The sequence below is a fragment of the Trinickia camelliae genome, assembly GCF_053525655.1.
In genome coordinates this window covers 50,425-74,105 of sequence record NZ_JBCHAA010000021.1, presented here as the reverse complement: position 1 = coordinate 74,105, position 23,681 = coordinate 50,425, and the positions used below count along the sequence as shown (strand labels likewise).

Genomic DNA, 23,681 nt, shown 5'->3' with positions numbered 1-23,681 from the left:
CGAGGTGGGAGCGGTTTCATGCATCAAGGCACTGAGGACGCGCTGAAGACCCCAATTTAGGCAGGTTCTTATTGTCTATCTTTGACATTAATACAATCCTTACAACCCCATTAATAATTGTAAGGATCACTGTGATTGTGAAAGATCATGTTTTGAAATTGCGCCCAGCGGCGTTCGCCGCTTCGCTGCTTGTGGCCGGTCACGCCTATGCGGTCGGCGAGGGCACAATCGCCAGTGGCGACGGCACCATCAACAAGAACGGCGCCACCACCACCGTCAACCAGACCAGTGACAAGCTCATCATCAACTGGGACAACATGAATGTGCAGAAGGGCGATACGCTCAACTTCACTCAGAAGAACGCCGCGTCCGCAGTCTTGAACCGAATCAACTCGGCTTCGGCAACGAACATTCTCGGTGCGTTGAACGCCAACGGCCGCGTGTTCATCGTCAACCCGAACGGCGTGATGATCGGCAACGGCGCGAAGATCAACGTCGGTAGCCTGATCGCCTCGTCGCTCAACATCTCCGACGACGACTTTAAGGCCGGCCGCCTGAACTTCAAGGGCGGCGTAGGCGATGTCGTCAACGAAGGTGAGATCAACGCCAAAGAATCGATCGCACTGATCGGCTCGGGGGCTGTGCAGAGCTCCGGCACGATCAACAGCCAAGGCAATGTCGTGCTCGCGGCAGGCGACGCCATCACGCTCCAGTTCGCCAACTCCGGTTTGCAAGCCCAGGTCACCGAAGGCAGCCTCCAGGCGCTCGTCGACAACCGAGGCATCATCACCACCAAGGACGGCGACGTCGTGATGACGGCTTGGGCCCGCGATGCGATCGCCCGTTCGGTCATCAACAATACCGGCACGATCGAAGCGAACCGCCTGAACAGCAACTATCGCTATTACCGTTCGGCTGGCAATGTCTCGCTGGAAAGCATCGGCAACGGCGAAGTCAAGGTTGGCGGCAAGGTCAAGGCGGCTGAGAACGTCTACGCGCGAGGCGCCAAGCTCACGCAATTGAAGGACGCGGAAACGAGCGGTAAGTCGGTCTGGTTCCACGGCATGGACGGCGATGTCACGCTGTCGGGCAAGACGACTGCCTCGCAATACGTGAACGTGGACGGCAAGAATGTGTCGCTTGATGGTGAAGTCGACGCCTTTGGGCTTTCGCTCTACGCCGATAAGGCAGCCACCACCGACAACGCCAAGCTGAAGGCTTACTACGCGAGTTTGACCGGAGGCGACTTCGACTTCTCGCGCGGCGTCAACAAGTTGGCACGCACGATGATTTACGCTAATTCGGCCGACCTCGCTTATGACGGCGACGCCTATGTGAGCGGAAGCCTGAAGGGCGCGCTGAAGGTTCGCGGGAACAAGAATCTGGAATTGGGTTCGATTTATGCGGGTGGCAACGTGGATGCGTCCGCCACTGAAGACCTGCTGTTCGGCTCGGTGTACAGCGACGGCGACGTCACGCTCAACGGCAAGAACGTCAAGGGCCGCGGCTACTACGACCGTGGCGTGATCAACGCTGGCGGCAACGTGACCGTGACGGCGGACAACGACGTCGTGGTGAGCACCATCAACGGCAAGGACGTGACGGTGAAGGCCAAGGCCGGCAAGGCCGATATCGGTTCGGTGGTCGGCAAGGGCAACGTCTCGCTTGAAGGCAAGACGTCGCTGACGGTGGCCACGGCCATTGCGGACGGCAAACTCGATCTGGCCAGCGACGGCGACGTCATCGCTTCGGAGCTGCTCAAGTCGGGCGGCGACTTGACCGTTCGCGGCAAGAGCGTCAAGGGCAAGGCGTCGACTTCTTACTACGGCGATCGCAACCCCGATCAAGTGGCCCGGATCGAATCCGGCGGCAACGTGACCGTGACGGCTGACCAAGACGTCAAGCTGGGCGACGTCAGCGGTAAGGCAGTCGACGTGCGCGCCAAGGGCGGCAACCTCGAAATGGGCAAGCTCGACGCAAGCGAGAACGCCTATCTGCAAGGCAAGGGTTCGATCAAGTTGAACTCGCGCGCCAACGCAGCGAAGAACCTGACGCTCGAAACGGAAGGCAACGTGACGCACAACGGCCTCGACGTCGGTGGCGATCTGGAATACAAGCTGGCCACCGCCAGCACCGTGACCAACAAGGGCAAAGCCAGCGTCGTGAAGGGTAAGACGACCGGCCTGCCGGAAGGCGGCGAGAAGATGGAGCCGGACGCGAAGCCTGACGACAACCGTCGTGAGCATGACTACTGGTGGCCGAAGTGGCCGTGGTTCCGCTACTTCGGCTGGTAATCCAGGTGCTGTATTCGCCTTGGTAGTTGAAGGTGACTTGTCGTTCAACCGCTTGGCGGCAACGACATGATTGCCTTGGTGTGGCCCGCTGGAATGCTTGTATTGGTTCTGGTGGGCCGCCGGGTTCAATACGCGTTGGATGACTCATCAACTCCAGGGCAATCGCATGAAGCTCAAGAGCCCATCAAACCGAGCAGACTTGCGCGATATTGATCGTTGGCACAAGCCTTGAGGCGGCGGTTTTTCAGTCCCACCTTCGAGGTCGTATCGCGCTTGAGCAGGTTCATGGCGATGCGGAGCAGGATCGCGAAGTTCTGCGCCGGATTCTCGACCGCGCACGCGGCACTGATCCTCGCCAAAGGCCACGTCTAGCACCCAGTGCATGCTGTTCTCAATGCGCCAGTGTGAACGCACCGCGTGAGCGAGTTTGTGTGCCTGCGCGGACAGACTGCTGATGTAGTAGCGGCGCTCGCTCGAGAGCCCCAGCACCACGCCCAGGCCACTGCCGTAGGCCGACACCAAATGCAGCGCGCGCTGATCGCCTCGATGGGAATCGCGCACGGTCTTGCCGTCGATGGCGACCACCTCATCGGCTAACACCGGACACAGATGCGACGCCCTGCGTATGAAACAGCTTTCGAACTGCTGCGCGTCGAGCGCGGCAAACACGCGCCCAAACGTATCGTGCGAGGCAATGCCGTTGGGCAGCCGCAGGTGGCCGCGCAACCACTCCGGCTTCGCCTCCGCCCACGTTTGCACCGCCACCCAGCTATCGGTGCCCGACAGGATCGCGCATAGCGCGAACACCAGCATCTCCGTCGTTAGATCATGGGCCGGCGCTCGGCTGCGCGGATCGCGCAAATCTTCGAATGCCTCTTAAATACTCAGCGCTTCTCGCATCGCATCTACCGAAAAGAGGCAACGTAAACAGTCATTTAGTATCGCTTACAAGCTTTCCTTAATCTTTTGTCACGGTTGGTGCGATTGCCCTGCCGAAACGATGACAGACGAATGCGTTTTAAGAGTAGTCCGATTTATCGTTGGCGCATTCCCCCTTAGTCTTGCCGCCTTACAATAAAATTACAATTAATTTTAAACATCACTCGTTATGGCGTGAGCATCGAAACGCAGGGAGGCGATCGCGAAGAACGAGCGTGCAATGCCCAAAAGACTTCTACAAAAAACAGGATGGTCATATTGGTTCGTTTTCGATTGAGCTTGTTGAGCGCTTGCTGCGTGATCGCGTTGCAGGGATGCGTGCTAGGGATCCAACCAGATAACTTGAAACGGCCAGATTCGGCAACTTGCATTGAGGTACTCGAATCGATTGACGCGCATGAGACTTACGGGCTCTTGAGGTTTGACTGGACAACTAGGCTTGTCCAGGGACCTTATATCTCGGAGCGAGAAGACGCAGACGGAACGTACTATCGCGCCCCGCCCGGTGGTATTTACCTCGGGCGTGACGACCTAGCCAGTAAGCCACCTATTCCGCTATTGCCGAGGATTTTTGACGGCGGCATTTGGATTCCTCGTTCCCCTGACAAACCGCCGCGCGTGTATACCTACAACTCCACGCAAGAGGCAACCATAGTCCCGCCGCCTGATGACGCGAGTTGCACTAACGCGGTAACGGTGCCCGATTCACAGGGAATCGGAGTCAATCCCGTCGCATTCGCAATCGGAGGCGCACTAGGCGGCGCAGCAGGAGGAACAATTGCTCGGACTAGTACGCCGAACAACTCAATAAGCTACGGCCAAGCGGCAGGTGTTGGTGCTGCAGGTGGTGCTATTGGCGGCTTAATTATTGGCGCCTTAATTAACTTGGACGTTGGAAGAATTTCTCTCCGACCCGTGTCAACGGATCCGAAGTTCGTCGCGGCCCTTGAGCAGTTAAGAAATAAGATCGTTTCAATTCCAGCAGGGTCTATCGCTCAGTTTACCGAAACAAATCCGTAGACGAGTCCACGGCTCGCTTATGAAGGTCGCAGTGTCTTGTCTTGCGTAGGTTGCGGGCGAGTAATAAAGAACCCGAAGTACCAACCCGCCATGTCTAAGAAAGAGAATCGAGTGATCAGAAAGCAATGCCCATGGGCGGCCTTTGATGCATTTGCACGGCGACATCGATGATCCGCCCCGATCGACAATGATGCGCACACGCTGATGAGGCTGTAACCCAGACTGCTCAATCCTTCTCCGGCAAGCTTGAGCTAAGCGAGCACGGGCGATGCTGCTCGGGAGCGTCGTGGTTGACATTGTGCAATTTTTCAACACTGGCAAGAATTAATTTCTAACCTAAGTAGTACTTCTAAATATGCAATATTTCTTCCGTTACGTAACGACTTTTGTCTTTGTAGTTGGTTTGTTGTCGGGCTGTGCGAGCAGCGTCACACGCGAGGCAACCGATGCAACTTCGGCCCCCGTGACCGCCTCGACGACAAAGTTCGGCAGCACGCCGGTGCAGGTCAAGGTCAAACTGGATAAGAACGCTCAGGAGTTGCTGAAGGACAACCTCAAGTTCAACCCGAAGAAACTGCAGGAGACCCTGGAAAATGCGCTGGATGCCCGCAACCTCCTCGCACCAAAAGATGACAGCACTGCAATGCAGTTGAACGTCGAAATTACGGGTATCCGCGTACGGTCGAACTTCTCAGCGGTAATGTTCGGGTTTATGGCGGGTAGCGACTATATCGACGGGAATGTGAGTTTGGTCGATTCGGGAAATCAGTTGGTTGATCGATTCAAGGTATCGACTTCGTATGCACTGGGAGGGTTGGCTGGCGGGCAGGACGAATCTCGGATGGGCTGGCTGTATGAGAAGTTTGCGGAGAAAACGTTGTCTGCCCTGCAACCCGGTGACGTTCAGGACAAGCGCTGATTGTTCGGCACCAGGCTCCTGACACGGCCCCTTTTACCCTGGTGTGTTGATGGGACACCTGTGTTCGACAGTAGTCGGGCAGTACAAGAACGGCTTAAGCAAGTCGTGACAAACGCTCAATTTTCCGCCCCAACGGGGAAATAGCGCGCTCGCCCTTCGCAATCGCGCTAAGACCCACGGTCCTTAGCCCCTCAATTTCTTATTCAGGGACATCTTTATATGAAAAACAAAAGCAATTTTGGATGTGGCGTATTCATTCGCCGCATGGTAATGGCGTCGGCTTTGGTCGGCGTTGCATTGCTGGGAGGCTGTGCCAGCGTCTATGTCGATACGGCCACCAAGGAGGTGCCTGTCGCACAAATGAAGAAAGTGGCGACTCCCAAGCCGGTTCAACTGGTTTTCGAGTTCCAAACCAAAGGCGCACCCAACCCGCAAGCCACGGCCTTCCTGAAGGATGAAGTCAGCAAAGAAGTTCAAGAAACCGGGCTCTTTTCTTCGATCTCGAGCGATCCGGCACCAAACGTCGGCCTACTCAACATCACCCTGAACAACGTACCTGTCACGAAGAACGCTGAATCGAAGGGCTTCGTGACCGGGCTGACGTTCGGCATTGCAGGCAGTGCCGTCACCGATGGCTATATCTGCACAGTGAGCTACCTTCCTCCCGGTCAATCGACGCCGATCGTAAAAACCGCACGGCACGCGATTCATACGACGCTTGGCAACGCCAATCCGCCTCCAACGGCACAGAAATCGCCCTCGACGATAGACGCAATCAAGCAAATGACGCGAGACATCCTCAGCAATGCACTCAACGATCTGTCCCATGACCCTGCGTTTGACTGAAATGCGTAATCTGACTACTGCACTGCTTTTCGGTTTGGCGCTTCTGCTAAGCGGATGCGCCGAAATGCCGATGAACCGCCCCCAGCCGACAGTTGAGAACACCATCAAGCTGCGTAGCGGCCCTCCACCCGCACCGGTGGAGGTCGGAAGCTTCACGCTCGATGCCTCCAAACCGGATAGCATCGACCGCGGCATCAGCATCCGCAGCAACATGGTGCGCTCTCCGGTCGGCAATTCGTTCGCACAGTATCTGCGCGAGACGTTGCGTATCGAATTGCAATCGGCAGGCCTGCTAAATGCGGAGTCCGATATCGTGATCACCGGCACTCTGCTCGACAGCGCAGCGGAGGCTCCTGTGAGCAGTCCCGGCAAGGCCACACTGGAAGCACGATTTGTTGTCACGCGACAGAGCAAGGTGCGCTATGACAAAGTGCTGCGGGCAGATGCGACGTGGAAGTCGTCGTTTATAGGCGCCACCGCCATCCCGCAGGCCGCGGGTCAATATGAGGCACTGTATCGCCAACTGGTCGGCAAGCTGTTTGACGACACCGCATTTCGTGCGGCAATCGCCCAACAGTAAGCAGGTTTCTTGGAGTCACTGCCTGGCGTATCGGCTTGCCCATTGAGAGGGTGGCCGATATCGCCAGTCCATTCCAATCACATACCCACCAACCAAATGACATACAAGAAATTCGGAATCGTCCGATTTAGCCGGGGATCTTTAAACCCCAGTCTCTCGTATCTCGATGGGAGGCCAGTTGATACCAGAAGATCAAGCGCTACAAATGATGGCACGACTGTCTTGGAATAGCTTTCACATGGAGCCACGCTGGTCGTCGGCCTGCTGGTCAGCGCCTTCCAGGTCGTCGCGCAGCTTCAGGAAATGAGCCTGCGCTACGTTCCCAAGCTCGCCGTCGCTGGGGTCGTCATTGTGCTGCTCGCTCCGTGGATGCTGAGCCGCTTCACCGGTTTCGCCGTTTCCCTGATCAACGGCATTCCCGCTCTCGATTTTCCGACGAACTCGTCAGCTTTATGATTTATCAGTTTTCCTAATCGGATAACACGCGGCTCGTGCAAATGAGCGATGAGTTGATGGCGATTGCGATTGGGCTGAAGGGGTAGACGGTTTTATTTCCATAACATCAAAAACCAAGGGGGTAACTCGAATGAAACAAGCATTCCGATTTAAGTTTGGCTTGCTGAGTGTTTGCTGCGTCGCCGCGCTGTATGGGTGTGGGGGCGGTGGGGGCGACGGCGGTGGCGGCGGGAGTGCGTCGAACGGCGGGAACAATGAGCAATCAAATTCGCAGACGGATGGCGATACTCCCTCAAACGGTGCTCCGTATTCTCAAGCTGACGGCACAGTCCTGGTCTCCGACAAGATTTCCGGCTCAGTATTTACCTTGCGTCACAAATTGACGCTCGACGATTCCGGACGCGCCGTCGCGATGTGGATGGAAGGAAAAGACAATCTGCAGTTGATAGCTGTCGATACAGACGCTGCCGGGGTGCACTGGAACTCGCCACAACAGGTCGCCACCGAGTCGCAATCGGACTTTGATCTAACAACCAATCGTGCGGGGCAACGCGTTGCACTTGAGTTGCGTCGGTCAACGGGTGCGGAAGCCCCGGCACCACGGCTCCACTTTTATCGCGCAGACACAGGCTGGGCCGCTCCAGTGTCCGTCAAGGGAAACCTTTTGGTGAACAGCGCGCGCCGCGCGAGCCTCACGGCACTTGAGGACGACGGGTCCGCGACACTCATCACGCGCGGCAACGCCACCGACTCGTTCAAACCCTCATTCGAAGCGTCACGGGTTCTGCCAGACGGAACACAAACCATTGTGCAGCCCGGCTACCCATTGACTCGCTCCGGGCAACTGCTGACCAACGGGACCTGGTCCACAGTCGGCGCCGCATTCGCAGTAGCGCCAAGAACAGGAGAGATACCCCCTCACGGGTACCTGGTCTGGCAAAACGTGATTCGGGACAACACGAACATTACCGTTAATCCGATCATAGCCGTCGGCGCCCTTGGCACATTCATCGAGCGCCCGGCAATCACGATGTCGGCCACAAATCTTAACGTGCTCGACGAGAATCACAAGTGGCTGGCCGGTGCTGACTGCCCGAGAGATCTGCTCAAAGCGGCTTCTGTCGATGACCAGTACACCGTCGCACTATCAGCGGGCGTTTCTTCGTCATCTTTGGCAAATGGCTTTGAATGCAGCGTGAATGTGACGCGCATCGATCGGCGCACCGTCACCCAGAACATCAAGACAGATGCCCTTAGCGCACCCGATGCGTCTGTCGACAAGGCTCAACTGATGGTGGACCGCAACGGCAACGCACTGGTGGTCTGGCATGAGCGCTCGAGGAACCGATACATGTGGAGCCAATCGCTTGCCTATGGCAACTGGAGCTCCCCTGCGGACCTCTCGTCCACTTTGGCGCTCGCCGAGAACATTATGGACGGAGTGGAATTCAAGCTGAACGACCAAGGTCAGGCCGTGGCTGCGCTGGAGACATACGCTCGCAACCCAAAAGAATCAAGCTTTCAGCGCAACCTTGCTTACGCGCGATTTGACTTTCAGAACGGCTGGGGAAAGCCCTCTGAGATCGCGAAGTTCAGGGTCAGCGGCAACAGTATCTCTACACTCGACATCGATGTCGCCGTAAATCACGCGGGCAAAGCGATGGTGACCTATCTGGTTCCCCGCTGCTATATCTCGCAGACAGAGCCCAATTGCAGCGTCAGCAGCCTGTACTCCTACTCCCTATAACCTCATGCGCGCTAAGCTCCTTACGCGCGCCCTAGCCGCCGCCGCGCTCGCCGCGGCGGTGGCCTCGTCGCACTCGCTCGCCGAGAACTGAATGCTCTCAATTCATCTCGTCCCTGCGAATCAATGAAGCTAACGCTATGCACTAAACCTCACCACCCCATCCCCCCCAACCTCGCGCTCGAACTCCCCCTCGAGCCAAAGCAAATGCAAATGGGCGAGCGCCTCGCCCATTGCAAACGTCATCTGATGAACATCGAGTTGCCGCTTGAACATCATCGGCACGATATCTGCGGCGCTACGAGGCTTCTCCGCGCAAGCCGCACGCACCTCCGCAAGCCGCGCGTCATGATGCTCACGTAACTGCTTGATCCGCGTACGCAAACCGCGAAACGGCTTCCCATGCGACGGCAGCACGAGCGTCTCCGAAGCCATCCCCTCATACCGCCCAAGCGACTCCAAATACAACGCCAGCGGATTGCCCTCCGGCTCGATATCGAACACCGACACATTCGTCGAGATCCGCGGCAGCACCATATCGCCGGAAATCAGCACACCGTCCGCCTCACAATGCAGCGCGCAATGCTCAGGCGAATGACCAAACCCAGTCACGACTCGCCAGGCCTTGGCGCCGATCGTCACCACATCGCCCTCACGCATGCGCCGATACCGCGCCGGCATCGACGGCACGAGCTTCGAGTAATAGTCACGCCGATTGCGCAGCTTCTCGATCGCCTCCTGATCCGCCAACCCATGTCGCGCAAAATGCCGCGCCGCGCCCTCGCCACCCGCATTCGACCCGTCGCCCGCCGCCATCACGCGCCCGAGCATGTACTCGCCAAGCGTCATCCACAGCCGCACGCTCCAGCGCCCGCGCTCCCCGCCTTCGCAGATCCAGTCCGCGAGCCCCAAATGATCGGGATGACAATGCGTGACGATCACGCGCAATACCGGCAAGCCATCGAGCCCCGTTTCGAACACGTGCTCCCAGTGCTTCCTGATCGTCTCGTCCGAAATCCCGCAATCGATGACGGTCCAGCCCTGTTGTCCGTCGATTTCATCGCGCAGCAACCAGAGATTGATATGGTCCAGCGCGAACGGCAGCGGCATGCGCAGCCAGAAGACGCCCGGCGCCACCTCCAGCTTGTGGCCCGGCTCGGGCAGCGTGTCGGCAAACGGATAGTCGAGTTGGTGTTCGAGCGCATTCATCGGGGGGATCTCGCTGACATCGCGCTAACTGGACCCCTGCTCAGCCGCCAGTTGCGCTTTATTTAAGTTGACGATAACGTAAACGTCGATTCTATCTCCAATCCGCGTCCGCGCGCCGCCGTCTTCGCCGCTCTTGCCGAACCGGCCGCCCGTGGCGCGCAAGCGAACGTCGCTAAAGCCATGAACCAGCAGCAATTCACGATCACGGAACTCGCCCGCGAATTCGACGTGACGCCCCGTGCGATCCGTTTTTACGAAGACCAGGGCCTGCTCGCGCCGAGCCGCGAGGGCTCGAGCGGTCTGCGGCGCGTCTATTCGAGCCGCGACCGCACGCGCCTGAAGCTCACGCTACGCGGCAAGCGGCTCGGCTTCACGCTCTCGGAGATTCGCGATTTGCTGAACCTGTACGAATCGCCGACCGATACCGTACCCCAGCTAAATGCCTTTCTCGCGACGATCGCCGAGCATCGCGCCGTGCTCGAGCGCCAGCTCGAAGACCTGAACGCGACGCTCGAAGACCTCTCGCAATACGAAGCGCAGTGCCGCGCGATGCTGGAGGAGAACGGGGTTGCGCGACCTGCGCAGACGGCAAGCAAGCGCGTCAAGGCTTGATCGAGCGCCGCTGGCGCTAAGCACGTACTCAGCTATACCAAGCGCAAAAAATATTTCGCAGCAAGATCGAACGCATAACCGCAGCATTGCAAGGAGATGGTCCGAACGTCGCCGAACGCACGCTAACGCATCACGCGGCACAGCCTGTCTATAAGGCGCGAACGCGCTTAAGCACCCTATGCCGACGATACAATTGCAAGCGTTTTCACGAGTCTGAACGGATGCACGGCAGACATGAATCACTTTCCGAAACTGCTCTCGTCGCAAATCGGCTTCGACGTCGCGGAGGCGCTGCTCGAAGGATTCGACCATCACTACCGTACTTTCCGTGATGCGGCGATCCATGCGAAGACGCTGTTCGAAGCGGGCGATTGGCATGGCTTGCAAAAGCTCGCGCGCGACCGCATCGCGTCGTACGACGATCGCGTGAAGGAATGTGTCATCCGCCTCGAAGACGAGTTCGACGCCGAAAATATCGACGACGAAGTTTGGCAGCAGATCAAGCTGCACTACATCGGGCTTCTGACGCATCACCATCAGCCCGAATGCGCGGAGACGTTCTTCAATTCGGTCTGCTGCAAGATCCTGCATCGCTCGTATTTCAACAACGATTTCATCTTCGTGCGGCCGGTCATTTCGACCGAATACCTCGAAAACGACGAGCCCGCGGCGAAACCGACGTTCCGTGCGTACTACCCCGGCAAGGATGGCTTGGCCGCCACACTCGAACGCGTCGTCACCAACTTTCAGCTCGAACCGCCGTTCGAGAATCTGACGCGCGACGTCGAGTGCGCGATGCAGTCGATTCACGAAGCGTTCGGAACGTTCGCCGAAGCGGCCAACTTCCAAGTGCACGTGCTCTCGTCGCTGTTCTTCCGCAACAAGGCGGCGTACATCATCGGCCGCATCATCAACGGCGAACTCGTGCTGCCGTTCGCGATTCCGGTGCGTCACGTGAAGCCCGGATTGCTTGCGCTCGATACGGTGCTACTCAAGCGCGAGCAGCTGCTGATCATCTTCAGCTTTTCGCACTCGTACTTCCTCGTCGACATGGAAGTGCCCTCGGCCTACGTCGAGTTTCTCGGCACGATCATGCCGGGCAAGCCGAAGGGGGAAATCTATACGTCGCTGGGGCTGCAAAAGCAGGGCAAGAATCTGTTCTATCGCGACTTGCTCCATCACCTGTCGCATTCGAGCGATCCGTTCATCATTGCGCCCGGCATCAAGGGGCTCGTGATGATCGTATTCACGCTGCCGTCGTTTCCGTATGTCTTCAAGCTGATCAAGGACTCGTTCCCGCCGCCGAAAGAAACGACGCGCGAGAAGATCCAGGAGAAGTACCTGCTCGTCAAACGCCACGATCGCTTGGGCCGCATGGCCGACACGCTCGAATATTCGAGCGTCGCGCTGCCGCTTTCGCGCCTCGATGACGCGCTGATTCGCGAGCTCGAGAAAGAAGCGCCGTCGATGATCGAATACGAGGGCGACAATCTCGTGATTCGCCACGTGTACATCGAGCGCCGCATGGTGCCGCTCAACGTGTTCTTGCAAAACGGCAGCGAAGCGGACGTCGAGCACGCGATCAAGGAATATGGCGACGCGGTGAAGGAGCTGATCCAAGCGAACATCTTCCCCGGCGACATGCTGTACAAGAACTTCGGCGTGACGCGTCAAGGGCGCGTCGTGTTCTACGACTACGACGAAATCGAGTACATGACCGACTGCAATGTGCGGCACGTGCCGGCGCCGCGCAACGAGGAAGACGAGATGGCCGCCGAACCCTGGTACTCCGTCGGGCCGCACGACATCTTTCCGGAGACGTACGGCACCTTCCTGCTTGGCGACCCGTCGGTACGCAAGCACTTCATGCGCCATCACGCGGACTTCTTCAATCCGGCGCTATGGCAGCGGCATAAGGATCATTTGCTCAAGGGCGAACTGCCCGACTTCTTTCCCTATGACCAGAACATCCGGTTCTGCGTCCGCTACCCCGAGCGCTTTACGGACTCGGACGATGCCTCCGGCAAGCACGGAGGCAGCGCGCGCGCCGCGTGAAAGGCGCGAAACAAGCAGCGCTTAGCGCATCCGAACAACCCGTTACCGGTTCAACACTAGCTACGCACCATGAGTATCAAAAATAATCCGCATCCGCTCGAACACTTGTTCGCGAACAACGAAACGTGGGTCGGGCGCAAGCTCGAAGAAGACCCGCAGTACTTCTCGCGCCTCGTCGACCAGCAGACGCCCGAATACCTGTGGATCGGCTGCTCCGATTCGCGCGTGCCCGCCAACGAGATCATCGGCCTGCCGCCGGGTGAAGTCTTCGTTCACCGCAACATCGCCAACGTCGTCGTGCATAGCGACTTGAACTGCCTGTCGGTGCTGCAGTTCGCGGTCGATCTGCTGAAGGTGAAGCACGTCATGGTGGTCGGCCACTATGGCTGCTCGGGCGTCGGCGCGGCGCTGTTCGACCGGCGCGTCGGCCTCGCGGACAACTGGCTCCATCACATCCATGACGTCCGCGCGAAGCACGGCGCGCTGCTCGATGAATGGCCGATCGGCGAAGCACGCCATCGCCGGCTCGTCGAACTGAACGCCATCGAGCAGGTCATGAACGTGTGCCGCACGACGATCATCAACGACGCGTGGGCGCGCAGCCAGCCGCTCACCGTTCACGGCTGGGTGTACGGGCTGCATGACGGCCGCGTGCGCGATCTCGGCATGACGATTTCCGAGCCAGGCATGCTCGAATCGACCTATAAGCGCTGCGTCGCCGCGTTGTCGGCAAACGGCGCACGCTCGGCGCAAAACGACGTGGTCGCCGCCGACGCCGCCAAACTCGGCGACGTCCCGGCGATCGTGCACGGTGTTATCAAGGAGCTGAAACATGAGTGAGACAACGAAAGATCCGATCGTCATCGCAGCAGCGGCGCGCACGCCGATGGCTGCGTTTCAGGGCGACTTCGCCGCGCTGACCTCGCCGCAACTGGGCGCGGTCGCCATCGCGGCCGCGCTCGAACGTTCGGGCCTCAAGCCCGAGCAAATCGAAGAAGTGCTGATGGGCTGCGTGCTGCCCGCGGGCTTGGGCCAAGCGCCCGCGCGGCAAGCCGCGCTCGGCGCCGGTTTGCCGCTTGCCACCGGCTGCACGACGGTCAACAAGATGTGCGGCTCCGGCATGCGCGCGGCGATGTTCGCGCACGACATGCTGGCCGCCGGCAGCGTCGACGTGATGATCGCGGGCGGCATGGAGAGCATGACGAACGCGCCGTACCTGCTGCCGAAAGCGCGCGGCGGCATGCGCATGGGCCACGGCCAGGTGATCGACCACATGTTCTACGACGGTCTCGAAGACGCGTATGAGAGGGGCCGTCTGATGGGCACGTTCGCCGAGGAATGCGCGGCATCGTTCGACTTCACCCGCGCGGCGCAGGATGCGTTCGCGATCGAATCGCTGACTCGCGCCAAACGCGCGAACGAAGACGGCTCGTTCGCGTGGGAGATCGCACCCGTGAAAGTCGAAAGCCGCAAGGGCGACGTGACGATCGAGCGCGACGAGCAGCCGTTCAAGTCCAACCTCGACAAGATCCCGACGCTCAAGCCCGCGTTCAGTAAGACCGGCACGGTGACGGCCGCGAATTCGTCGTCGATTTCCGATGGCGCCGCCGCGCTCGTGATGATGCGCGAATCGACGGCCGCACGCCTTGGCGTCACGCCGCTTGCACGCGTCGTCGGCCACTCGACGTTCGCGCAGGAGCCCGCGAAGTTCACGACGGCCCCGGTCGGCGCGATCAAGAGGCTGTTCGACAAGAACGGCTGGCGTGCGGGCGATGTCGATCTGTACGAGATCAACGAAGCGTTTGCCGTCGTCACGATGGCCGCGATGAAGGAGCACAACCTGCCGCACGAGAAGGTCAACGTGAACGGCGGCGCGTGCGCGCTCGGCCATCCGATCGGCGCCTCGGGCGCGCGCATTCTCGTCACGCTGATCGGCGCGCTGAAAGCGCGCGGCGGAAAGCGCGGCGTCGCGAGCCTGTGCATCGGCGGCGGCGAAGCGACGGCGATGGGCATCGAGCTCATCTGACGGCGCTCGCGGGACCAATCGTCGTACCATTCGACGATTGGTCACAACCCTGCATGGGGAGAAGCGAATGAAGACAGCATTGATCGTAGGCGCGTCGCGCGGCATCGGACGCGAGTTCGCGCGTCAATACAAGCGCGCGGGTTGGCGTGTGCTCGCGACGGCGCGCGATGACGAAGCGCTCGGCACGCTCGCCGAGCTCGGCTGCGAGACGTTCTCGCTCGACATCACGGAGCCGGAGGAGATCGCCGCGCTCGGCTGGAAGCTCGATGGCGAACGGCTCAACGCAGCGATCATCGTATCCGGCGTGTACGGTCCGCGCACCGAAGGCGTCGAGACCATCACGGGCGAGGATTTCGACTACGTGATGACGACCAACGTCCTCGGCCCGATGCAGCTGATGCCGATCCTGCTGCCGCTCGTCGAAGAGGCGCAAGGCGTGCTCGCGGTGCTGTCGAGCAAGATGGGCAGCATCAGCGAAGCAACGGGCACGACGGGCTGGCTCTATCGCGCGAGCAAGGCGGCGCTCAACGATGCGCTGAAGATCGCGTCGCTGCAGACGCGCCGCGCCACCTGCATCGCGCTGCATCCCGGCTGGGTGCGTACCGACATGGGCGGCGCACAGGCGGCCATCGATCCCGAACGCAGTGTGGCGGGCATGCGCGAAGTGCTCGCGCAGGCGGCTGCCGCGCATGCGTCGTTCAATGGCCGCTTCTTTCAATACGACGGCATCGCCATCGAGTGGTAGGGCCGCTTTAGGAGACAGGAAGACATGGTGCTCGATCAGGACCACCAGATGATTCGTGACGCGGTGCGCACGTTCGTGCGCGAGGCGGTGACGCCGAACGCCGCGCAGTGGGACCGCGACCGCACGTTCCCGAAGGACGTGCACCGGCAGCTCGCCGAACTGGGCGCCTATGGCGTGCTCGTGCCCGAGGCCTATGGCGGCGCAGGGCTCGACGCCCTCGCGCTCGCCGTGATCCTCGAGGAGATCGCAGCGGGCGACGGCGGCACGTCGACAGCCATCTCGGTCAACAACTGCCCCGTGTGCAGCATCCTGCTCACCTACGGCAACGACGCGCAGAAACGCGACTGGCTCACACCGCTCGCGCGCGGCGAGATGCTCGGCGCGTTCTGCCTGACCGAGCCGCAAGCGGGGTCCGACGCTTCGGCGCTGCGCACCACCGCCACGCGCGATGGCGACGCGTACGTGCTCAACGGCGTCAAGCAGTTCATCACGAGCGGCAAGAACGGCGACGTCGCGATCGTCATGGCCGTCACCGACAAAGCTGCGGGCAAGCGCGGCATCAGCGCGTTCATTGTGCCGACGAATACGCCCGGCTACATCGTCGCGCGCGTCGAAGACAAGCTCGGCCAGCATTCGTCCGACACCGCCCAGATCGTGTTCGAGGAGTGCCGCGTGCCCGCCGCGAACCTGATCGGCGCGGAGGGCGAAGGCTACAAGATCGCGCTGTCGGGTCTCGAAGGCGGACGGATTGGCATCGCGGCGCAGAGCGTCGGCATGGCGCGCGCGGCGTTCGAAGCGGCGCTCGCGTACGCGAAAGAACGCGAGAGCTTTGGCCAGCCGCTTTTCGCGCACCAGGCCGTGCAGTTCCGCTTCGCCGATATGGCGACGCAGCTCGAAGCCGCCCGCCAGCTCATCTGGCATGCGGCGGCGCTCAAAGACGCCGGCAAGCCCTGCCTCACCGAAGCCGCGATGGCGAAGCTCTTCGCCTCCGAAGCGGCCGAGCGCATCTGCTCGGCGGCGCTGCAAGTGCACGGCGGCTACGGCTACCTGAGCGACTTCCCGGTCGAGCGCATTTACCGCGACGTACGCGTGTGCCAGATTTATGAGGGTACGAGCGACATTCAAAAGATCCTGATCGCACGCGGTCTCAACTGACAACCACAATCAAGCATGACGAACCGCGTATCGACGACGCCTGCCGCCCGCCCCGTTGAATGCCCTTGTGGCGGCACCGCGCCGGGCAAGGCGTCCGCCGCCAAAGCGCCGCGCTTTGCGGACTGCTGCGGACGCTTCATCGATGGCGGCGAATCCGCCCCCACTGCGCTCGAACTAATGCGCTCGCGCTACAGCGCGTACGTGCTCGGCGCGACCGACTACCTGCGCGCCACCTGGGACCCGTCAACCTGTCCCCCTGATCTCGATGTCGACACGGCCGCCGCCGACGCCCCGCGCTGGCTCGGCCTGCAAGTCAAACGCTTCGAAGCCCTCGACGATACCCACGCGATCGTCGAATTCGTCGCACGATACAAAGTCGGTGGACGTGCGCAGCGTCTGCATGAAATCAGCCGATTCATGCGCGGCGCCGATTCGCGCTGGCGCTACGTCGATGGCGATGTAAGCGAGCGCTGAACACAGCATTTCACACCATCGTTGGTGGCGCCCAACAATCGCCGGGCGGCAGAAAACTGACTCTAACAAGCGCCGCCCAGGTTTTGCCTGACGTAGACCCCCTCGTATTGTTCAGCCCAGCTGAAAGATCGGGGTTCTCCTGCATTGCACAAAGAAAAATTGTCACGCTAGGATGACCCCACGTTTTGCCGCATCACGTTTGCCGCGAAATGTGATGCGCGCCAGCATCGCCTCCCTTGCAGTGCGCTTTCTAAAGTCGTTCGATTGGCTTCGCCCGGATGTCTTTTTTACTCCGGCGCGTGGGAAGCAGCGCGCTATTCAGGATTCACTTCAAAGCAGGCAGGTGTAGCGAATGAGTTTGAAGAACCTTTTGATCGGATGTACGGCAGCGTGCGCGCTGTCGATCGCCAACGCCGATCCTCTCGCAATCGCGAACATCGCTGCTGCCGGGCCGCTTTCCCAGGCCCGCGTTCCGAACCTCGAATATCACGACGCCTACCAGCCGAAGGTCGCCGTCGATATGAACGAGCAGATCATCCGCGTACCCGTCGATGCATCCGGCTCCGTCACGCTCGAGACGACGATCTTCAAGCCGGACGGTCCCGGCCCGTTCCCGATGGTCGTGTTCAACCACGGCAAAATCCAGGGCGACCCGCGCGACCAGGCGCGCAGCCGGCCGATCGCGTTCGCTCGCGAATTCGTGCGGCGCGGCTATATCGTCGTCGCGCCGAATCGCGAAGGCTTCGCGGACTCGGGCGGCACCTATCAGCAAGCCGGCTGCGACGTCGAACGCAACGGCGTCGCGCAAGCCGACGATGTCGCCGCGACGATCGCCTATATGTCGAAGCAATCGTATGTCGACGCGCAGCACATCGTCGTGGCCGGTTCCTCGCATGGCGGCCTCACGACGATCGCCTACGGCGTCAACGCCGCGCCCGGCGTGCGCGGCCTCGTCAATTTCTCGGGCGGCTTGCGCCAGGATGCGTGCAGCGGCTGGCAAAGCAACCTCACGCAGGCATTCGAAACGTACGGCGAAAACACGCGGGTGCCGTCGTTGTGGCTCTACGGCGATAACGATTCGGTCTGGACGCCGGCGCTTTCCGCCAAGATGTACGCGGCCTACACCGCGCACGGCGCGCATGCGCAGATGTTCGACTTCGGCGACTACAAGAACGACGCGCACCGGCTCGTCGTCGATCACGATGGCGTGAGCGTGTGGTGGCCGGCCGTCGAGGCGTTCCTCGCGCGCATCGGCATGCCGACGAGCGTCCAGTACCGCGTCGAAGAACCGTCGATGCCGAAGGCATCCGGCTACGCCGCGCTCGATGCCGTGAATGCCGTGCCGTTCCTCGATGCCGCAGGCCGCGCGGGCTATCAGAACTTCCTCAAGCAGTATCCGACGCGCGCGTTCGCCGTGTCCGATTCGGGCGCGTGGTCGTGGGCCGAAGGCGGCGACAACCCGATGGCGCTCGCGGTTCAGAACTGCGAAAAGGAAGGCGCGGGCGCGTGCCATCTCTACGCCGTCAATGATTCGGTGGTGTGGAAAGACGGCAGCTCGGCTGCGCCCACTGCGACCGCGCAAGCCACGCCTGATGCTCCCACTGCCGGCGATAGCGAGAGTCACTCGCTCGCGAGCCGCTAAAGATCGAATGATCGCCGCGCACTGACGCGGCGTTTTTTTGCGCGTCGGATCGCGCGTTCCTTCGCGCATCAAACCCCGCGTTGAACACATCGTCCCCCCGCGCTAACCCAATACGCAGACGAAAACACGCGTCGAACTCGCCGCCGCGGCTGAATATCGTCCGGTGAGTCGCGCGACTTTGCCGTCGTCAACCGCATCGAATTATCTCGATTTGATGCGAAACGCCGCGAGCTGCGTCTAACAGCCGTTTAGCTCGTCGACGCGGCCTATATGCATGTACTCCGTTGCCTAGTGCAACGTCGAGCAGAACGCGTTACTCTCACTGCCGTTTTTCCGATTGGCGGCGAGACGTGCAGCGTTTTCTGCTCGTCGATTCGCAATCGGGGTACCTGTCATGTGTTTCTGCATGAACACCGGCCGATGCGCGCCAAGAGAGGCGCATCAACGAACGTTCATGCTACGGAGTGGTTTTGAAAGCATCAGCAACCGAAGACTGGGTCGCACGCAGCCTCAAAGCCGTGTGGCATCCCTGTACGCAGATGAAGCACCATGAGCGCTTGCCGCTCATTCCCGTTGCGCGAGGCAGCGGCGCATGGCTCTACGATCGCGAGGGGCACCGCTATCTCGACGCGATCAGCTCGTGGTGGGTCAATCTGTTCGGGCACGCGAATCCGCGCATCAACGACGCGCTCAAAGCTCAGCTCGATACGCTCGAACACGCGATGCTCGCGGGCTGCACGCACGAGCCCGCGGTCGAACTCGCGGAGCGCTTGGCGCTGCTCACGCACAACACGCTGGGTCATGCGTTCTTTGCGTCGGACGGCGCATCGGCCGTCGAAATTGCGCTCAAGATGAGCTTTCACTATTGGCGCAATCACGGTAAGAGCGAGAAGCGCGAGTTCGTCTGCGTGGCAAACAGCTATCACGGCGAGACGATCGGCGCACTCGGCGTAACCGATGTCGCGCTGTTCAAGGACGCGTACGACCCGCTCATTCGTCATGCGCATGTGGTGGCCTCGCCCGATGCGCGCCAAGCGCGCGAAGGAGAAAGCGCGGCCGATGTCGCGCGCCGTGCGCTCGAAAACGTGCGCACGCTCTTCGAAGCGCGCGCTACGCAAATCGCAGCGCTAATCGTCGAGCCGCTCGTGCAATGCGCGACGGGCATGGCGATGCACGATCCCTCTTACGTCGCGGGGTTACGTGCGCTGTGCGATCAATACGGCGTGCACCTGATCGCCGACGAAATCGCCGTCGGCTGCGGGCGCACCGGCACGTTCTTCGCGAGCGAGCAAGCGGGCGTTTGGCCTGACTTTCTGTGCTTGTCGAAAGGCATCAGCGGCGGGTATTTGCCGCTGTCGATCGTGCTGTCGCGCGACGAAATCTTCGCGGCCTTCTACGACGACGACACCACGCGCGGCTTCTTGCATTCGCACTCGTACACCGGCAATCCGCTTGCATGCCGCGCCGCGCTTGCGACGCTCGACCTGTTCGCGAGCGACAACGTGCTGGCCGCAAACGCGAGCAAAGCGGCGCTGCTCCGCGAAGCGCTGAAGCCGCTCGCGACGCACGAGTCCGTGCGCAATTTCCGTCAATGCGGAACGATCTTCGCATTCGATGCCGTGGTCGAAGGCGCTTCTGCCAAAACCTTCTCGCGCCGCTTCTTTGAAAAGGCGCTCGCCAAGGAACTGCTGCTGCGTCCGATCGGCACGACGGTCTACCTGATGCCGCCATATATTCTGGATGCCGAAGAAATCTCCCTGCTTGCCGCTCGAACACGCGAGACGTTCGAAGCGACGCTAGCGGAAGCGGAGGCACCGTAATGTTCATCCTAGACACGCTCAAAGAAGGCCTTGCCGATCTCGACGCGCGCGGCCTGCGCCGCCGCCGGCGCATCGCCGACACCCCTTGCGGCGCGCACATGCACGTCGACGGCCGCGACATCGTCGGCTTCGCGAGCAACGACTATCTCGGCCTCGCCGGCCACCCCGCGCTCGCTGCCGCGCTCGCCGAGGGCGCCGCGCGCTACGGCGCGGGCAGCGGCGGCTCGCACCTGCTCGGCGGGCACTCGCGCGCGCACGAACAACTCGAAGACGACCTCGCCGAATTTGCGGGCGGCTTCGTCGATGCGCCGCGCGCGCTGTCGTTTTCCACCGGCTACATGGCGAATCTCGCGGCGCTCACTGCGCTCGCGGGCCGCGGCACCACGCTCTTCTCCGACGCGCTCAATCACGCCTCGCTGATCGACGGCGCGCGGCTCGCGCGCGCCGACGTGCAGATCTATCCGCATAACGACGCCGAAGCGCTGGCCGCCATGCTCGAAGCGTCCGACGCCGCGGTGAAAGTGATCGTCAGCGACACGGTGTTCAGCATGGACGGCGACATCGCGCCGCTCGCCGCGCTGCTCGCGCTTGCCGAGCGGCACGGCGCGTGGCTCGTCGTCGACGATGCGCACGGCTTCGGCGTGCTTGGCCCGCAAGGCCGCGGCGCGCTCGCTGCCGCAGCGCTGCGCTCGCCGCATCTCGTCTACATCTGCACGCTCGGCAAGGCCGCGGGCGTGGCGGGCGCGTGCGTGATCGCGCACGAGACGGTAATCGAATGGCTGTTGCAGCGCGCACGTCCGTACATCTTCACGACGGCGTCGCCGCCTGCGGTCGCGCATGCGGTATCGGCCAGCATCAAGATCATCGCGGGCGACGAAGGCGACGCGCGGCGCGCGCACCTCGCGACGCTCATCGAACGCACGCGTGCGATGCTCAAAGCCACGCGCTGGCAGCCGGTCGATTCGCACACCGCTGTGCAGCCGCTCATCATCGGGTCGAACGAAGCCGCGCTTGCCGTCGCTGCGCGTCTCGACGAGGCGGGCCTGTGGGTGCCCGCGATTCGCCCGCCGACCGTGCCGGTGGGCACGTCGCGTTTGCGCATCTCGCTGTCGGCGGCGCACTCTCATGAAGACCTCGCACGTCTGGAAACGGCACTCGCGCAGCTCGACGAGGTGAATCACGCATGAGCGCCCCGCTCTCCCTCTTCGTCACCGGCACCGACACCGAAATCGGCAAGACGCTCGTTTCGTGCGCGCTCTTGCGCGGCTTCACGCGCGAGGGCTTGCGCGCCGCCGCGATGAAGCCGATCGCCGCCGGCGCCTACGAGCGCGACGGTCAATGGCGCAATGAAGACGCCGACCAGCTCGACGCCGCCGCCAGCGTGCTGCTGCCGCCCGAAATCCGCACCCCATATCTGCTGAAAGCGCCTGCGGCGCCGCATATCGTCGCGGCGCAAGAAGGCGTTGCGCTGGAGATCGCGCGCATCGTCGATTGCCATGCGCAAGCGCTCACGCAAGCGGATATCGTCGTCGTCGAAGGCGTCGGCGGTTTTCGCGTGCCGCTCGACGATACGCGCGACACCGCCGATCTCGCAGTCGCACTGAACCTGCCAGTTGTGCTGGTCGTCGGCATGCGGCTCGGCTGCATCAGCCATGCCTTGCTCACCGCCGACGCGATCGCGTCGCGCGGTTTGCACATCGCGGGCTGGGTCGCCAATCGCGTCGACCCGGCGATGGGCTTCGCCGACGAGAACATCGATACGATTCGCGCCTGGCTCGACCGCGAGCATCGCGCGCCGCTGCTCGGCGTCGTGCCGCATCTTGCGTCGACCGCGCCCGATTCCATCGCCGATGCCGCAGCCGATTGCATCGACACCGCCAAACTATTACAGACGCTGCGCACCACGCAGCGCTGAACCCCTTCGACTCATTGCCTACAAGGATTGACGACATGACTCAGCTCCAACCTGCCGCCGACGCCCCGAAGGAAGTCCCCTCGGGGGAGACCGCGAGCGCTACCGCTACTCAAGCCACTCAAGCCGCGAATGCCGGCGGCACGCCGGCGCGCTGGCGCGTGGCCGATGTCGCCGCGCTGTACGAACTGCCGTTCAACGATCTGCTGTTGCGCGCGCAACAGGTTCATCGCGAGCATTTCGACGCGAACGCCGTGCAGCTCTCGACGCTGCTGTCGATCAAGACCGGCGGCTGCGAAGAGGATTGCGGCTACTGCTCGCAATCCGCGCATCACGACACGGGCCTGAAGGCCGAGAAACTGATGGACGTCGAGGTGGTGCTCGAAGCCGCGCGCGCCGCAAAGGCCAACGGCGCGACGCGCTTCTGCATGGGCGCGGCCTGGCGCAATCCGAAGGAGCGTCACATGGAGCCGCTGACCGCGATGGTGCGCGGCGTGAAGGAGATGGGCCTCGAAACCTGCATGACGCTCGGCATGCTCGAAGACGCGCAAGCCAAGGAACTCGCCGACGCCGGGCTCGACTACTACAACCACAACCTAGACACGTCGCCCGAGTTCTATGGACAGATCATTTCGACACGCACCTACCAAGACCGTCTCGACACGCTCGAACGCGTGCGCGACGCGGGCATCAACGTGTGCTGCGGCGGGATCATCGGCATGGGTGAAACGCGCCGCGAGCGCGCGGGCCTGATCGCGCAGCTCGCGAACATGAACCCGTATCCGGAGTCGGTGCCGATCAACAACCTCGTGGCGATCGAAGGCACGCCGCTCGAAAACACCGAACCGCTCGACCCGCTCGAATTCGTGCGCACGATCGCGATCGCGCGCATCACGATGCCGAAGGCGATGGTGCGTTTGTCGGCCGGGCGCCAGCAGCTCGACGACGGGATGCAGGCGCTGTGCTTCCTGGCCGGCGCGAACTCGATCTTTTACGGCGACCAGTTGCTGACGACGAGCAACCCGCAAGCGGAAAAGGATCGCAAGCTGCTTGCGCGGCTTGGCATGCGCGCGGAGGCTGCGCAGCAGATGCCGGTGGAATCGGCGCAGCAGTGCGACCGCGTAACGTCCGCGAACTAAGCGGCGACGTAAGCGAAATCAGCCGCGCGAGCTCTCGCGCGGCTTCAAAGAAAGCGCGGCCGTCGTCCTCGGCCGCGCGCGTCTCTGCTGCAAG

19 protein-coding genes and 1 pseudogene are annotated in these 23,681 nt (G+C 61.4%); 18 read left to right on the top strand and 2 right to left on the bottom strand.

Going from position 1 to position 23,681, the window contains the following annotated elements; translation table 11 throughout:
* Positions 1-71 precede the first annotated feature (71 nt).
* The gene (locus AAHK20_RS28815; RefSeq protein ID WP_449184904.1) at positions 72-2,294 is read left to right on the top strand and encodes a two-partner secretion domain-containing protein; all 2,223 of its coding nucleotides are present in this window, start codon (positions 72-74) and stop codon (positions 2,292-2,294) included.
* 173 nt (positions 2,295-2,467) lie between these two features.
* Here AAHK20_RS28815 and AAHK20_RS28810 read toward each other — a convergent pair.
* Positions 2,468-3,155: pseudogene (locus AAHK20_RS28810) on the bottom strand (ISAs1 family transposase).
* Positions 3,156-4,608: 1,453 nt separating this feature from the next.
* On the opposite strand from AAHK20_RS28810, the gene AAHK20_RS28805 reads away from it, so the two are divergent.
* The 5 genes from AAHK20_RS28805 (at position 4,609) to AAHK20_RS28785 (ending at position 8,801) form a co-directional block, all read left to right on the top strand.
* Positions 4,609-5,172: a DUF4410 domain-containing protein gene (locus AAHK20_RS28805; protein ID WP_449184903.1), complete on the top strand. Its 564-nt coding sequence runs from the start codon at positions 4,609-4,611 to the stop codon at positions 5,170-5,172.
* A 219-nt stretch (positions 5,173-5,391) separates the two neighbouring features.
* Entirely contained in the window at positions 5,392-6,018 is a 627-nt protein-coding gene (locus tag AAHK20_RS28800; RefSeq protein ID WP_449184902.1) for a hypothetical protein, read from the top strand.
* Complete coding sequence (locus tag AAHK20_RS28795) at positions 5,999-6,598, top strand: hypothetical protein (RefSeq protein WP_449184901.1); 600 nt, start codon at positions 5,999-6,001, stop codon at positions 6,596-6,598. The genes AAHK20_RS28800 and AAHK20_RS28795 overlap by 20 nt, the downstream gene beginning before the upstream one ends.
* Before the next feature lie 303 nt (positions 6,599-6,901).
* The gene (locus AAHK20_RS28790) at positions 6,902-7,054 is read left to right on the top strand and encodes a flagellar biosynthetic protein FliQ (RefSeq protein ID WP_449184900.1); all 153 of its coding nucleotides are present in this window, start codon (positions 6,902-6,904) and stop codon (positions 7,052-7,054) included.
* 130 nt (positions 7,055-7,184) lie between these two features.
* Entirely contained in the window at positions 7,185-8,801 is a 1,617-nt protein-coding gene (locus AAHK20_RS28785) for a hypothetical protein (RefSeq protein ID WP_449184899.1), read from the top strand.
* A 135-nt stretch (positions 8,802-8,936) separates the two neighbouring features.
* On the opposite strand, the gene AAHK20_RS28780 is transcribed toward AAHK20_RS28785, so the two are convergent.
* Entirely contained in the window at positions 8,937-10,007 is a 1,071-nt protein-coding gene (locus AAHK20_RS28780; protein WP_449184898.1) for an MBL fold metallo-hydrolase, read from the bottom strand.
* Positions 10,008-10,187: 180 nt separating this feature from the next.
* Here AAHK20_RS28780 and AAHK20_RS28775 point away from each other — a divergent pair, with 180 nt between their 5' ends.
* From AAHK20_RS28775 to bioB, 12 genes are all read left to right on the top strand, one after another.
* Entirely contained in the window at positions 10,188-10,619 is a 432-nt protein-coding gene (locus AAHK20_RS28775; protein WP_449184897.1) for a MerR family transcriptional regulator, read from the top strand.
* A gap of 234 nt (positions 10,620-10,853) precedes the next feature.
* Positions 10,854-12,674 (top strand): bifunctional isocitrate dehydrogenase kinase/phosphatase, encoded by a 1,821-nt coding sequence (gene aceK / locus AAHK20_RS28770; RefSeq protein ID WP_449184896.1) that lies wholly within the window; start codon positions 10,854-10,856, stop codon positions 12,672-12,674.
* 75 nt (positions 12,675-12,749) lie between these two features.
* Positions 12,750-13,514 carry a carbonate dehydratase gene (can, locus tag AAHK20_RS28765; protein ID WP_449184972.1) on the top strand — a complete coding sequence of 255 codons (765 nt, stop codon included), beginning with the start codon at positions 12,750-12,752 and terminating at the stop codon, positions 13,512-13,514.
* On the top strand, positions 13,507-14,700 hold the full coding sequence (locus AAHK20_RS28760) for an acetyl-CoA C-acetyltransferase (RefSeq protein WP_449184895.1): 1,194 nt from the start codon (positions 13,507-13,509) through the stop codon (positions 14,698-14,700). The genes can and AAHK20_RS28760 overlap by 8 nt, the downstream gene beginning before the upstream one ends.
* Positions 14,701-14,767: 67 nt before the next feature.
* Positions 14,768-15,445, top strand: a complete 678-nt coding sequence (locus AAHK20_RS28755; RefSeq protein ID WP_449184894.1) for an SDR family oxidoreductase — start codon at positions 14,768-14,770, stop codon at positions 15,443-15,445.
* Positions 15,446-15,469: 24 nt separating this feature from the next.
* Positions 15,470-16,600 carry an acyl-CoA dehydrogenase family protein gene (locus tag AAHK20_RS28750; RefSeq protein ID WP_449184893.1) on the top strand — a complete coding sequence of 377 codons (1,131 nt, stop codon included), beginning with the start codon at positions 15,470-15,472 and terminating at the stop codon, positions 16,598-16,600.
* Between the two features lie 15 nt (positions 16,601-16,615).
* Positions 16,616-17,074 carry a YchJ family protein gene (locus AAHK20_RS28745; RefSeq protein ID WP_449184892.1) on the top strand — a complete coding sequence of 153 codons (459 nt, stop codon included), beginning with the start codon at positions 16,616-16,618 and terminating at the stop codon, positions 17,072-17,074.
* Between the two features lie 352 nt (positions 17,075-17,426).
* Complete coding sequence (locus tag AAHK20_RS28740) at positions 17,427-18,716, top strand: dienelactone hydrolase family protein (RefSeq protein ID WP_449184891.1); 1,290 nt, start codon at positions 17,427-17,429, stop codon at positions 18,714-18,716.
* Positions 18,717-19,186: 470 nt separating this feature from the next.
* Positions 19,187-20,536 carry an adenosylmethionine--8-amino-7-oxononanoate transaminase gene (gene bioA, locus AAHK20_RS28735; RefSeq protein ID WP_449184890.1) on the top strand — a complete coding sequence of 450 codons (1,350 nt, stop codon included), beginning with the start codon at positions 19,187-19,189 and terminating at the stop codon, positions 20,534-20,536.
* The gene (bioF, locus tag AAHK20_RS28730; protein WP_449184889.1) at positions 20,536-21,723 is read left to right on the top strand and encodes an 8-amino-7-oxononanoate synthase; all 1,188 of its coding nucleotides are present in this window, start codon (positions 20,536-20,538) and stop codon (positions 21,721-21,723) included. Before bioA ends, bioF begins: the two co-directional genes overlap by 1 nt.
* A complete protein-coding gene (gene bioD, locus AAHK20_RS28725) occupies positions 21,720-22,451 on the top strand; it encodes a dethiobiotin synthase (RefSeq protein ID WP_449184888.1) in 732 nt (243 codons plus the stop codon). The genes bioF and bioD overlap by 4 nt, the downstream gene beginning before the upstream one ends.
* Before the next feature lie 35 nt (positions 22,452-22,486).
* Entirely contained in the window at positions 22,487-23,587 is a 1,101-nt protein-coding gene (gene bioB / locus AAHK20_RS28720) for a biotin synthase BioB (RefSeq protein ID WP_449184887.1), read from the top strand.
* Positions 23,588-23,681: the final 94 nt, after the last annotated feature.